General features: G+C 46.9%; 12 protein-coding genes and 1 pseudogene. 6 read left to right on the forward strand and 7 right to left on the reverse strand.

Annotated elements, in window-relative coordinates:
- Window positions 1–233: 233 nt before the first annotated feature.
- A complete protein-coding gene (locus tag B2739_RS13115) occupies window positions 234–704 on the reverse strand; it encodes a hypothetical protein (RefSeq protein WP_331346292.1) in 471 nt (156 codons plus the stop codon).
- A 77-nt stretch (window positions 705–781) separates the two neighbouring features.
- Window positions 782–1543: a ParA family protein gene (locus tag B2739_RS13120; protein WP_331346293.1), complete on the reverse strand. Its 762-nt coding sequence runs from the start codon at window positions 1541–1543 to the stop codon at window positions 782–784.
- 187 nt (window positions 1544–1730) lie between these two features.
- Here B2739_RS13120 and B2739_RS13125 point away from each other — a divergent pair.
- From B2739_RS13125 to B2739_RS13150, 6 genes and pseudogenes are all read left to right on the forward strand, one after another.
- A pseudogene (locus B2739_RS13125) lies at window positions 1731–1835 on the forward strand (stress response kinase A); the annotation flags it as partial.
- Between the two features lie 78 nt (window positions 1836–1913).
- Window positions 1914–3395 carry a site-specific integrase gene (locus B2739_RS13130; RefSeq protein WP_331346294.1) on the forward strand — a complete coding sequence of 494 codons (1482 nt, stop codon included), beginning with the start codon at window positions 1914–1916 and terminating at the stop codon, window positions 3393–3395.
- Window positions 3392–5359 (forward strand): hypothetical protein, encoded by a 1968-nt coding sequence (locus B2739_RS13135; protein ID WP_331346295.1) that lies wholly within the window; start codon window positions 3392–3394, stop codon window positions 5357–5359. Before B2739_RS13130 ends, B2739_RS13135 begins: the two co-directional genes overlap by 4 nt.
- 1 nt (window position 5360) lies before the next feature.
- Window positions 5361–7460, forward strand: coding sequence for a hypothetical protein (locus B2739_RS13140; protein WP_331346296.1), 2100 nt, complete (start codon window positions 5361–5363; stop codon window positions 7458–7460).
- A 2-nt stretch (window positions 7461–7462) separates the two neighbouring features.
- Window positions 7463–7879, forward strand: coding sequence for a hypothetical protein (locus B2739_RS13145; protein WP_331346297.1), 417 nt, complete (start codon window positions 7463–7465; stop codon window positions 7877–7879).
- Window positions 7880–7891: 12 nt separating this feature from the next.
- Complete coding sequence (locus B2739_RS13150; protein ID WP_331346298.1) at window positions 7892–8881, forward strand: serine/threonine protein kinase; 990 nt, start codon at window positions 7892–7894, stop codon at window positions 8879–8881.
- 99 nt (window positions 8882–8980) lie between these two features.
- Here the strand turns inward: B2739_RS13150 and B2739_RS13155 are convergent, their stop codons facing one another.
- The 5 genes from B2739_RS13155 to B2739_RS13175 all read right to left on the reverse strand — a co-directional run.
- Window positions 8981–9379, reverse strand: a complete 399-nt coding sequence (locus tag B2739_RS13155) for a Rid family hydrolase (RefSeq protein ID WP_331346299.1) — start codon at window positions 9377–9379, stop codon at window positions 8981–8983.
- Between the two features lie 177 nt (window positions 9380–9556).
- Complete coding sequence (locus B2739_RS13160) at window positions 9557–9901, reverse strand: hypothetical protein (protein ID WP_331346300.1); 345 nt, start codon at window positions 9899–9901, stop codon at window positions 9557–9559.
- Window positions 9902–10751: 850 nt separating this feature from the next.
- Window positions 10752–12695 (reverse strand): cytochrome c/FTR1 family iron permease, encoded by a 1944-nt coding sequence (locus tag B2739_RS13165; protein WP_331346301.1) that lies wholly within the window; start codon window positions 12693–12695, stop codon window positions 10752–10754.
- Window positions 12688–13656 (reverse strand): arsenic resistance protein, encoded by a 969-nt coding sequence (locus B2739_RS13170; protein WP_011919289.1) that lies wholly within the window; start codon window positions 13654–13656, stop codon window positions 12688–12690. Before B2739_RS13170 ends, B2739_RS13165 begins: the two co-directional genes overlap by 8 nt.
- A 113-nt stretch (window positions 13657–13769) precedes the next feature.
- On the reverse strand, window positions 13770–14268 hold a 499-nt coding region (locus B2739_RS13175; protein ID WP_331346302.1), incomplete at its 5' end, for an HAD-IC family P-type ATPase.

Consider the following 14268-nt stretch of genomic DNA (forward strand, 5'->3'; position numbering starts at 1 on the left):
CAGGAGGTGAGCACGATGAGCAAATCGCAAGATAAACGTAAAGAAAGTAAGAAACCTGCAAAACATACCGCGAAAGAAAAGCAGCAATTGAAAAAAGCCAAGCAGGCTGAGCAGGCGCATCGCGAGTTTTAGAATTTGATTATGTTTAGGTTGGAGACAAGGGCGCAATGATTGCGCCCTTTTTGTTTACCGCATTCTTTATCGCATTGTTTATTACAGAAAATCCATCAGGGCTAGTTGCCCACAAACTCACGCACCCGCAACAACTTCTCAGCTACTTCCGAGCCTTGGGGCGCAAAGCGCAACCCTTGTTGGGCAAACATATCTGCCTTCTGCGACAGGCCTAATTGGGCGTAGGCTTGGGCAAGCACCAAATACAAATCTGCTGCGCGGCGCTCGATACGCAGGCCACGCTCGGCAGTCGCAATTGCACCTTGATAATCCTGTTGCAGATATTGGCTGTGCGCCTGTCTGGCCAGGCTCAACGCTGCCGGGTTCAGGGCTTGTACTGGCGGTGTCGCTGGCGTTGGCACTACACCGGGCTGGGGCTGCACAACGACAGGTTCAGCGGGCTTGGTGACGGCGGGTTTTTCAATAACCGGCGCGGGGCGCTGTGGAGCTTGTGGTTGGGTAGAACAGCCAACCATGGTGAGCACACCTGCGATGGCACAGGTGCGCGCCAATAAACGGATCGATACAGACATTGTAAATAACTCTTAAATAACTCTACTAAGGAGTTCTGGTGCGATGGATTGAGGTCGACAAAGGGAGCGGTGGCGACTTAGTCGTTCTCTTTCGCCGCCGCTTTTAGCAGGCGCGCCACTTCTTTCCACATATCAAGATACGCCAGTGCCGCGCGGCTGCGCTGATTGTAGCTGGTCAGGGGCGCACGGCGCAGCCCCATTTGCTCCACGGCGGCATCATTGGGGATGTACGTCTTGAGCATGGGCACCGGCATTTTCTTGCTGTTTTCAATCGCCTCGCGGTGCAAGCTGCGGCGCATATCCACCTGATTGAAAAAGCCGACGATGCGCTCGGGGGCCGACTTTTTGCCTTTTAAAAACTCCACCACCTGCTCCATTGCGCGGATGGACAAAGGGCTGGGGATCATCGGGATCAGCAAAATATCCACCTCCATCAACAGCTGCTCCACGCTGGGCGAGAGTGTCGGCGGGCAGTCAAAAATCAGAATGTCGGCTTTATCGCTCAGGGGTTTAAGCAGTTGCTTGAGGAATTTTTTGTCTTTGCTGAGCTCATCGAATTCGCTGTCCAAACTGCGCAAACTCAGATCAGCAGGAATTAACATCAGGCGCGGATAAGGGCTGTACAGCTCCATCTCGCCAATCGATTTGCCTTTGCTAAACAGCTTGATCGCCTTGGCGGTCTCCGGCTCCTGTTGGCAAAACCAGCTGGCTGCCGCTTGCGGGTCTAAGTCCCAGAGAATGACGTTTTTCTTCGCGGCCGCGGCCATATAGGCCATGTTGACTGCCGTCGTAGTTTTACCTACACCACCTTTGAGGTTGTAAAACGCGATTTTTATCATAAGGATTCCGTCTTTTAGGAAGTTACCGAGCGACCAGCCTGAATATTAACTTGTAGCATTTTTAACCGAATCCTTCAAAATTTATGCAGCGATTTGCGCGAAAAAGTGTTTACTAAGGCGCAATCGGGCGTCGACAGGTACACTCAGCCCCCATCGCCTCACTGGCTGCTATTGCGAACCCCAATTTATGACACACCCTTATGAACAACTCACACCGGATCTGGTACTTGATGCAATCGAGAGCACCGGCCTGCTGAGTGATGCCCGCATCCTCGCACTCAATAGTTACGATACCCTTAACGTGCACATGTAGACATGAATACCCTAACGTGATTGAATGTATGTACAGGGCTGTTGCAGGAGATCACAAATGCGAGAAGATAAAAAATCTAAACAGGCGCTAAATTCAACGGCGCGACTTTCCTACATCGATGTTTTTGTCCCTGCACAAATTGCCTTCGACCAGCAGAACAATCAAAGAGTGGCGCACTTTTCAAGATTGAAATACACCGACCTGTCCCTTCAGTTGTCACCGATTGAAGACGGTGTGATTCGTAACTTTCCAGTCCTAATTCGTGGCGACGGCACCCCGTGGGACTTAGGGAATTTGTACCTGATGGGTAAGTTCACAGAAATGGCGAAGCTTGCCCCCCCAGTTATAGCTACGCTTATCTCAACCGCGAAACATCTAGTCATGTATTTGCGGTGGATCGAGCACCTGCGTGCGGAAGGGAACGATATTCATGAACTGTATTTTCCTAGGGAGGAAGAGAAGCGCGTCACTTGGGCGTACTACCGATATCTAAAAAGACTCCTACGGCAGAAGGATGAGCAACCCATTTCGTTAAGCGTAGCCAGGGCTCGTATGCAGGCTGTGATTGGCTTTTATCGTGGGCTTTTGAAATGGGATTTGATTAAGGAATCTGCAATCGAAAATGTTGCTTACAAAAGCACGATTATCGGAATACCCATTGTGAATTCGGTGGGTATTCGGATCATGAAAACTGTCGAGACCACAAACTTTAAAATCCCCAAGCCGGAGCGTCAACGTTTGGGCGTGATCAAAGATGGCGGGACCCTCAGACCTCTAACTGAGGATGAGCAGCTGGTGATACTGGAACAGCTGCGGGTAAGCGGTAATCGAACCTTCCAGATGATGTGCCTGCTGACTCTTTACACTGGCGCCCGCATCCAAACCGTCTGCACCCTCAGAGTGAAGGACATTTACAATCTTCTAAAGAAGCGCTCGAAGAACGGAGAAGTGTTATTGCCCATCGGACAAGGTACGGGAGTAGACACCAAAAACCAGAAGCGATATAGGCTACACATTCCTATCGAATTGGTTGGCATGCTGTATGACTACTTGAAATCAGAGGAGTACCAGCAACGCCGCTCACTTAGCTTTTATGGTGACAGCGATGAAAACTACGTCTTTCTCACATCAAATGGATCACCATACTACACGAGCACCTCCGAGATAATTGATCGTCAAGAGGGAAAGTTCAGCAAGCGAATTTCCGCCAAGGATCGAGTGTCATTCACGCTCCAAGAAGGCAATGCAGTGCGCAACTACTTGAGCCGCCTAATACGCGATATCCGCTTGAAACACCCTGACTTCAATCTCTTTCGTTTCCATGACTTACGGGCGACATTTGGTATGAACTTTGTCCGAGATGCCGATGCTTCTGGGGCTAAAGATATCCGCGAGGAGCTTAAACAGCGCATGGGACATTCGAGCTTCAATACAACCCAAAGTTACCTGAATTTTGATCAAAGTAATGAGATGGTTAGGACAGCTATCGCTCACCATCACAGCCGATTAAATCGCGCTATCGCGGGGTTTCGCCCTTGATAGTCAGCGAAGAAAGCTACACCTTACCTGATCTCCAAATATTTCCCATTAACGCTTATGATACGGCACCGGAGTTCCAACCTGAATTGACAGTCTTGGAAGCTTTATCTGGCCCACGCCGCTTTATACGGATCTACCGCCTTTGTTATTTAGAGCGCCGCTCTCTTGATCCATCCATTACATCGCGCAATGAGCGAGACAAAGTCAAACTGTCCAGTCTATGTGTTAAACGAGTCGCAATGATTCAGCCAATTATTAAAGGATTGTTAGAGGGACATTCAGGCATTCCCCATTTTAACCTTATTGAGTGTGCAATCAATTGGATAGACATGGAAGCTCGCTCGGCAGAGTTGCATACCCTTGAGGGAGCTCGCAAAATCTACCGTGACTATACAGATCATCTGCGCCACCGCCTGCGCCTATCTAATGTCGGTGATACGCCCCAATCGATTGGTTATGCATCAGCACAAAGACTGCAATTAGGAATGGCTGTTGTATGTGGACTAGCATCTGAACTTAGTACTGACGTGGTTCTAAGCTGGGCAATTCGCATCCCTCAAAAGAAAAATGGGGCGAATGAATTACCTACACCGGCTACAACTGCCGACGACCATTCCTTAGCTTATGCTCTACACATCCGTTTTTTTAATGCGTTTAGTCAAGCGGTTCTCAATAATACTACCCCTCCGGTAGTGGTCGAATTAGCTGACCTTGGCTTTGAGGATCTGATTTATTACCACAAACACGCTAACAACGCCCGTGGATGGGCCGAATGCAACACTCATTATGGCAATAACGGTTGGATGCCTTTTTTCTACCGACGCGAAGGAGTTTTTGAAGGAAAGTTCAAAGCATTCCGTGCGATTTTGGCAGAGCACGGGATCACTCCGCCACACGATTCCTCATTCGTCAGGATCAGGAACAACAATCTCCATTTTTCTTCTGGCGCCCTCCGCGAACTGGCGAACCATGCGACCCGCCATTTTGGTTACCTGTTACTCTCGGAAGCAGGAGGTAATACGACACACCTGGCCAATATTAACTGCCAAAACGTAAGACTTGATAGAGCACTTGGACTAGCGTCAACCCGAGCCATTAAAGGAAGGGCAAATTACGAGGAACAGGAACAGCTTATTGATATTCGTTTCGCGCAAACTACTTGGAAACAATATCTTAGGCTACGGACCTGGATGGCTCAGCAGCTGGAAACGGCCCCCACACAGGGGCTCTTTCTATTAGGAAGAAATAATACCAGCGCCCCTTACACACTACTATCATGCGCCTCTATTACTCAGCTGCCACTTTGGCCTAAAAACGCTCCCACGCTTGCGACGCGGCCTGCGCGCAAGCACAGAACTGTGAATCTTTTGGAAGACTCAGGCGGCAATATTCAGTTGGTTGCGGGGATGCAATCTGCCACCCCACAAACAATTGAACGGCACTATGCATTCAAAAATCGCGAAGAAGCTGCAAAAGTTATGGGCGACTACTTCGAAGCCCAAGCAAAGGCTGCGGAACTGCGGCATAAGAGTATTAGACCCGTGCGAATTATCGAAAGTGGTGACCGAATACACTCAGGTACTTGTGACGCTCATGAGGCAGAACCGAAGTTGATCGAGGGTTATGAGGAGCTTGGTATTGTGCCGCGTTGTAGCGCGCCTGTTACCTGCATATTTTGCATTTATTTCGGGCTGCATTCCAATGTCGAAGACCTAGTGCGCCTACTAACCATCAAACTTTGGGTAGAAATTCAAAGTCGTCTCAGCTCCATTAATATTGATGATCATTTTCGAAAGTTCGCCCCGTACCTTAACCGCATCCAACAAATAACAGAGGAGATTTCAAACTTGAACGGAGAAATTTCCGAGCGCATGCAAGACGCGCTGATCCGGTTTGAAGGAGGTGAGCGAGACCTATACTGGAACGCCAAGATCAACGCTTTACTTGAAATGGAGGGCATCTAAGATGGCTTTTCAACTTCAGATTGAGCATCTCAATCCACTCCGCGCTCCTGACTCGACCGAGCGACTAACACAACTCGGTGTTGACCCAGAGTATGTTATTTCTCGCGATAAAAAGGGAAATGTGATTAGCCGGTTTAGAGATTCTACGTGGGACTGTCGCATTTACGGTGCGACGAGCACTTACAATTTTCATACTTGGTGGGATACCAAGACGCGTGGCTCAATGGATGAGCTGGCATACAACATCACACATGAGATAAAGACGCTCTTCTTTCTTTGCATGTTCGAAACTACGGCTAATGCGGGACGCTCGCGAGGAGTGAGGTACTTGCATCAAGTGATGAGTGTTTTGCGAGCACTTGCCAAAATGGCCCATTCGTTGAATATACCGCTCGCTCAAGCTCAAAATGAGGCACGGTTTCAGGTGGCATTGCGCAGTTCAATAGTACATGCGGCTCAAGGATTTTCCTTTCATTACATATTGTTGGCACTCCTGAAAGACTCTGCCTTCTGGAATGAAGCCCCTACGATCGATTATGAAGTACCTCGACTCGTACCAGAGGATGATTTGTACGAAGTGTTATTGCTTCTCCAAAAGCACTACCGTGCGTCACAAGATTGTCGTGAACAGTATCCGCTGATACCCACGCGCATTTTCACTGAGATCATAATCGGCTCAAAGAAACATCTGATTGCCGTTGAGCCCTATCTGCTCGGCCTTGAGGACTTCCTTAAGGCAGTGAATGTCGATCCAAGACTGTACGCGAACAATTCCGCAGACTACGGAAACAATGTTAAGCGTATCACGGCACTCTATCCTGAAAAGTCCTTCCCTAATTGGAGCGAAGCAAAAAAACATTGCACTAGCAGATCCAAAACACTTGAACAATTTGGCTTAACCACTTATTTCGAACAAGCAGGGCTGACCCACTTCAGATCAATTGATTTACACACCACACACTTGCAAATCCTGTGTATATTTCTTATCCATGCCTACTCTGGGATGCGAACATCCGAAGTTCAGGTGATGCCCTTTGAACCCATTGTCAATTCGACCGCCAAGGGATTTGGGGATTTGCCTGTGCTTGTGTCCCATCTTCAAAAGTTTTCGAAAAGTGGGAACTACAGTCGCCCTCTCGTATGGGCGACGTCCGAGGACGGTTTGTATGCTGTCAGCATCGCGCAACAACTTGCTCGCCTCAAATGGTTCCGCAGAAATCATGCTACAGATGCAATGCCAACCAACATCCCTTTATTCATCGGAGACGGTATCAACAATTCCGACGCTCATCATCACTACGAGTTACCGATAGCGACCGCTCCATTCCAATCATCATCCTGGCGAGAAGTCTGCGAATTACTTGAATTAGTGATTGAAGAAGAGGATCTTGAGGAACTGCAAACATTTGATGCGTTTCGAACATGGGATGAGGACACCAACTTCGCGGCGGGAAAAATCTGGCCACTTTCGTCACATCAGTTTCGACGCTCCGTGGCAGTCTATGCGAGTCGCTCGGGCATGGTATCTCTGCCAACACTCAAAACGCAGTTTAAGCACTTGTCCGAAGTGATGACAGCACTTTACTCTGAGAACTCCAGCTACGCCCAAAATTTTCTAATTGATGAAAACGGAAGACCAATTGATAACGGCAGCGTTTTAACATCTTTCCGAGATGCGGTCGCTTTCAATACAAGCGTACGCTTTCACGAGCAGGTCATTAAATCCGAAAGCCGTCTCAACGGTGCTATCGGTATGGAAATTCAACGTGCGAAAGACAATGATACTCTGCCTAAGATGTTTGAGAGCCGCGAGCTAACTGAAAAGGCAGTGAAGCAAGGACGACTCAGTTACAGAGAGACCCCAGTGGGGGGGTGTGTTCTCAAAACCAGTTGTCCCCATTTCGCAGTCGATCTGATCCTGCCCTGCACCAAGGGTTGCAAGGACGCAATTTTAAAACAGGAGAAATTGGAAACTTACATTGAAAGCCTTCGCTTTGATATGGAGGTTCTTGCGCCCGAGAGCCGCCTCTACAAAATGATTGCTAAAGAGATTGACTTCGTGACTCACACTTATTTGCAACCATTGGTTGAAGAGGTATGAAAATGAGCGATACGGTTAAGGAATATTTTGCTGCGCTTGAACGCCTTAAGCAAAACACCCCTATAAATGTCCCCAAATCGTCGCCAATAAACAAAGATCAAGTGGCGCTCGAAGCAGGACGAAAGCGCGGCTCCATTCGTAGTCGACCAGGCTTTGAGAGGCTGATTGCAGAGATCGATGCAGCAGGCGAGCAACCTCGCCCCATAGAAAAGAAACGCGTCCGGAACAACCCGAATCAAACTGCTGAAATAGAACTACTCAAACGCGATCTTGATATTGCCCGTAGCCGTTATATGTCCCTACTGTATCTTAATGCAGCTATGGCAAAAGAAATTCGCAAGCTAGGCGGAGAGGTTCCACAATTTGGCGCAGTGTCAGATATCCAAGTAGATCCGAACAGCACAGATATTCCTTACTAATGAGTTCAATTTATGTCAGACCATCCCTACAGCTCCCTTTCACCCGAACGAGTACTCGACGCAATAGAGAACTTGGGATATCAATGCGATGGTCGGTTAAACGCATTAAATTCTTATGAAAACCGTGTATTTCAAATCGGAATTGTTGACTCCGCCCCTATTATTGCAAAATTCTACAGACCATCTCGATGGTCATTCGATCAGATAACAGATGAGCACAACTTTTGTAACGAACTCGCAGCAGCCGAGTGGCCGATAGTTGCACCGCTACAAACAAACGGAGTGAGTGCACATCAAGATGGAGAGTTTACATTCGCGCTTTTCCCTAGAATTGGAGGCCATGCTCCCGAACTAGATAATTTGGAAACAATAGAATTACTTGGTCGCTCTCTCGGTAGATTACACGCGATTGGATCAATAAAGGCATTCAACCATCGCCCCCAACTCGATATTCAGAGCTATGGTATTGAGAGTCGGGAATTTTTGCTTAGCAATGAATTTATTCCACAAAGTCTTCGCCAAGCTTACGAATCGCTTTCTATAGATATTATTAAAATAATAGATCAACGATTCAGTGAATGCGAATTCAAGTCTATTCGAATTCACGCTGATTGCCATCCAGGAAACATACTCTGGCGGGATGATCGAGGCATATTTGTTGACTTTGATGATTGCCGGATGGGACCTGCTGTGCAAGATTTATGGATGCTATTGAGTGGTGATCGCCAAGATCAAACCAATCAACTCGATTCATTGCTAGAAGGCTACGAGATGTTTCATGACTTTGATGACTCAGAACTGGTGCTGATAGAGCCCCTCAGAACACTTCGCATGATGAATTACGCAGCTTGGATTGCAAAGCGTTGGGCTGACCCTGCATTCCCCTCGGCGTTTCCTTGGTTTAATACCGAACGCTACTGGGCGGAACACATACTTGAGTTGCGTGAGCAGTTTGCGAATCTTCATGAACCCCCACTCGCCAGACCTACAGGAAATTATTGATAAATGAAGGATAAATGCCAGTAGCTTAAAGATGGGGGATTTGTCCTTCTACTTACATCCGAGCATTCCCTCATGGCTAGCAGCAACAATCTATGCTCATCACTCTGGAATTCGAGCGATAGCTTTTATCTCAAAATCAAAACCAAGACCCTCGATACAAGACACACTATACGATGACCAGTTTGGGACTACGCGTTGGCCAAATAACTTCTGCTGTATCTTCATAGCGATCATCATTTGGCGCAAGGCGTCTGTAACAAAAACAGTAATATCAATAACATCTTTAAATGTACATTTTTCTGCCGCTAATTGCTCCCTGAGATTTTCATAAGCCAACTCCACTTGGCGCTCGAAATCTGGCTCTTGCGCTCCGTTGGGGTAATGTCCAACTATCCCCGCCACGAAAAGCAGATTTTCACTTCTACGAATAGACAGATACGGCAGGCCTTCAAGCAAGTTGCGGGACCAACCAGGAGATTTTATTTTCATCTCACTCATATTAATTGCTCGCTTTTTTGAGTAAAAACAGACCACCTTTCAAGCATCTACAAGTTCTTCATCGGGAATATTATTGGCAATTTTTTCATTGACTAATGGAATTGCATTAACACGAAAACAACCTTTCGAGGAGCCTTTCACACTTTAAGATTAAGCACTAATTGACGGCTTAGTCACCTAAAAACCAGATGCTATTAAGTAGCGCTTAACAGCGTAAAATGCATCAATGTGGTTGATATCCAGTAAATACTTTTTTATAGATTTTCCACTAAACATTGGAGATGAATTAGGTTTACTAAAAAAATCGCATGCTAAATCCTGTCTGTCGCAAGGAGCTAATAACTGTAAATCTTTCCAAATACTTAACAATAGACTAATTCGCTCAACCACTTCGTTTGGCAGACTGAAAAGTTGCTTGTTTGTCGCTCTCAATTGAAGTTCCATGTAGGTTTCCACATTGCCTAATCCCAGCAAGGTTGTAACCTCCGAATCAGTAAGATTCCACATTGAGGGTTGGCTCATCTTCGCAACCCACTCTATGGATACAACAAAATGCTCGTAGGTTAAGTCGGCATACCGCACTATAAGATTCCCCCAAAATTGAAACGATCCGGCCCGTAGAAAATGGGGAGTTAATAAAAGTGTCTCCCTAGTTTCAAGAGGGTAACCTATTGTTAACTAAGATAGTTTGCTGGCATTAACTTTGACGGTAGAGTAAAAGTATCGATGGTTAAAAAAGCAGGCAAATCGTATAGATTTAGCCTGGATTAACAACCAAAATCGAAAATAAATATTTTTTTATATTAATACTGCCCGACTGATTAATCCAATTAATTCCTCCGATCATTACAACCAACTTATTTGAGAAAAATAGATAATTTCCACTATGGTTTAGTACCAACTTACTGGCACAGTCCGGTATAGCACTGAAGCATATACAACCGTAAGTGACTTCAACTTTTTTAGAACGGTTTGCCTGGCTCTGAAACTGGAATAATTAGTGGCAAAAGCTTGGTTTGTTATAAAGCGTAATTGACGCCATAGCATCTATAGGCTTAACTCGGCGAAGGTCTTAATTGTGCCCAAAGCGGTCCTTGGTTCAAATGAAACATGGTATTTTATTCACTGCTAATTGACATCAAACTATGATCTTTTCGATAAGGATAGAATGTAATATTCCTCCTATACCTTTAGGTCGAGCTGTGCTATCCAATATTCTATTAATTCTTTTTAATGTTGCTACGTATTGGTTCTAATCCCCCTAATTTGGTGTGTTGCAGCATGTATTTGCTTTTTATCTGCGGTGGGGATCACATAGCCTATAAAGACTGGCAGAAAGCGCAATCCCATTCCCAGATTAAATTAATTATTTTTAATTTTTGATCGTTTTGTTACGAGTTTTAAACGAGCTCCAACCGAAGCCACCTGCTGCGACAAAGGCTACGATTATTTGCGGGATAAATGTCTCTAGTGTTGGATAAAGTCCGAGCCATTCCACGCGCGGGATGTTAATGAGAGTCACGCCTATCCATCCGGCCTCTTGCAAAGCTGACACGCCCTTGCCAATTAACACTACTGCAAGCACTACCACTAATATGGATGTGACAGAGAAGAATGTCCCCAGCGGCATACGCGCACTTGTGCGCAGCAATACCCACGCAATTACTACCAATAATAATAAGGCTGTGAAAAAACCTGCTATCAATGCGCCGCTATTACCATCCGCTGCCAGTGCGGAATAAAACAAAACAGTTTCAAAAACCTCTCGATACACCGCGATAAAAGCCAGCGCAAACAATGCCCACGCCGAACGTTGCGACACTGCTAGAGATAATTTTTCTTTCAAATAATCTTGCCATTTGCCAGCGCTACTTTTCTGGTGCATCCACAGCCCAACGCTAAGCAGAACGACTGCTGCGAGTACAGATCCAAGCCCCTCAGTCACCTCACGGTTAGCACCGCTAATGCCGATGAGATAAGTTGCCACGACCCACGTCAGCACGCCAGCAAGCAAAGCGCTTATCCATCCTCTGTGGACATGGCGGAGCACTTCAGGTCTGTCCGTCTTTTTCAAGAATGTAATCATGCCGATAACAATCAGCAACGCTTCGATACCTTCGCGTAAAAGAATCGTCAGCGCCCCAACAAACGTTGTTGTAGGATCAGCTTTAGCTTCTTGCATCAGCTCATCAACTTGCACAAAAAGTTGTTCCAATTGAGCTGCCGCAGCCTCCGCTTGCTCAATGGTTCCTTTTGCGACTGCCGAGCGATAGGTGAGCATCGCGGTTTCCACGGCAATCAACAAAGATCCGTTGCGGGTATTTACTATCGGCTCAAGCGGCTCGAATCCATCCAGGTATGCAGACAGGCTCAAACGTGTCGCGAGATTCCGGTCTCCGGCTCGCGCGGCAGTCAGGCTTTCCGCAAGACGTAATCGGGATAACGCCAAACCAACAGGTTTATTTGTTTCTACAACATTTGGGTGACTTCGTAAGTAGGCAGTGACAGAGCGAGCCTTATTTTCTGGGATTGTTTCGGCCAGTGCCACTTCGGTAACTGTAGTCAGCATGGTCAGATCCGCAAGGCGGCCCTTTATCTGTCCATCATCGTTCCAAAGCTGCTTACCTTGTTCGCGCATGGATTCATTGAAGGAAAGCGTACCGATATAAAATGCGAGCGCCCATCGATCTTCTTCAGGTAGAGCTTTAAAACTTACCATTGATGTACCTTCCACGCCTTGGGAAATCACCTGATATAAAGCCATCAAGCTTCGCGTGCGTGCACGTTCTACATCCGTAAATGCAATCGGTTTGGGTTCTAGGTCTTCAGCGAGCGGGCCATCACCGTTGCCGTTCGCGCCATGGCATGTAGCACATTGCGCTGCATAAAGAGTCTGTCCGCGAGCAAGGTTGGGAATAGTTTCTGGAGCTACGGGAAACGGGTAAGCAGTTATCAGGGATGCATTTGCCTGATGTGCAAGCCGGGAAACTTCGATGCTTGCCTCTTTACGCAGGACAGCTGCGCGCAACTCGGCAATCTTTTCGGCAATAATTGGTTTGGATTCATGCTCGGGAAGAGATTGTAATAACGTGCCTGCATTCTCCGTGAAATCCAGCATCTCAGCGTATTCCGCCTCGCTAATGATGGCCCCCTCGGCGACAGCTCCACTGTAATCGACCGCGACATAATCAAGCAGTTGCCATAGCTGTTTTACATCTCCCGACGTGGCAGTTTGCGCAAACGCGGAGCCTGTAAACAGAAACCATATTGCGCCAATACTAGCGATGCGTTTAAGAAGACTCTTTTGATTATTCACTTTTATTGTTGACTCCAAGTTTGGGGATTAGATGGATATAAATTAACTCGCTTAAAAGTTCCACCATTGTTTGTGTCACGATAATGGCGGGCAATACGGGAATAGCGCCCGGTACGGCCAACGCCAACGGCAATATGACCAGTGAATTACGCGTACCCGCGCTGAATGCGACAGCTCTGCCAGCAGCTGCTTCAAGTCGCAACAGGCGAGCAACAATCCATCCGAGTAGCGGAGCAATTACCGCGAATGCTACGTACACAGGTATAACTTTTAATGTTGCACCGATAGCGGTTTCAAGTTGAGGTATTAAGGCCGCGATAACAATAAATAACACCAGCGCGGTTGCTGGCACGGGTAGTAAGCCGAGTGCATTGGAAACGCCTTCTCCAACAGGGTTTCGTGCGGCCCATAATTGCACTAGCGCTGCTAATGCGAGTGGAACTGCAATTAACCAGATGAAAGCGTGCACAAATGGGCCGATTTGCACGAGATTTGCCGCAGCCTCTCCCAAAAATATCTTGAGATAAGCGGGCAATAAAAGCATTTGAGCAATGAGTAGTGCCGGAGTTGCTGCCAACAATAACCGGGCGTCAGCACGCCCCAAATGTGAGAAGGTGACAACGTAGTCGATGCAGGGAGTGAGCAATACAAACAGGACACCCAATCTAATCATAGGGTCATCGGGTAAAAACTGGATTAAGCACGCAACGAGTAATGGAACAGTAATAAAATTAGTGATCAGCAATGCGCTCAGGAAGCGAATTCGAGTGAAGGCGCGACCTAAATCGGCCACAGGCACCTGAAGAAAAGTGACAAATAACATTAACGCAAGAGCGGGATTGATTGCGCGCTCCAGCACGCTCATGCCCGGCACCATTAATGCAATTACTGCGGCAACGATGATCGCAACAAAGTAAATTGTGACCTGCTGATTTTCCAGTTTTTCACGAATGTGTTGCATCGTTTATTTCCATGTGTCAAATGTGCGTGGATTAAATAACACAGGGTAATCAATTCCAGCGTTTTAGTGAGGATTCGGTCACAACGTTTAGTACGATGCACCACTCGCTATTTTTAAAACTTCATCCTCTGTATTCGCACCGCGTTCAATATCGCAAGTAGCGCCACCCCTACGTCCGCAAAGACCGCTTCCCACATTGTGGCTAAGCCTCCAGCCCCCAGTATTAATACGATGGCTTTTACACCGAACGCGAGGGAAATGTTTTGCCACACAATGCGTTTGGTTTGTTTACCGATGGCGATGGCAGTGGGAATTTTGCTGGGTTTATCATCTTGAATAACAACATCGGCTGTTTCGATTGTTGCATCGCTGCCAAGGCCACCCATCGCGATACCGACATCGCTCAGGGCAACGACCGGTGCATCATTAACACCATCACCTACGAACGCAACGGTTTCATTGCGCGCTTTGATTTCTTTTACTTTATTAACTTTATCTTCTGGCAGCAAATCACCAAAGGCATTAATGATGCCTAATTTTTGTGCGACAAATTGCACCACAGAACTTTTGTCACCGCTAAGCATGGTTATGTTGATGCCCAATTTTTTTAGT

Source organism: Cellvibrio sp. UBA7661 (assembly GCA_002483365.1).
In the GTDB taxonomy this organism is placed as follows: Bacteria; Pseudomonadota; Gammaproteobacteria; order Pseudomonadales; family Cellvibrionaceae; genus Cellvibrio.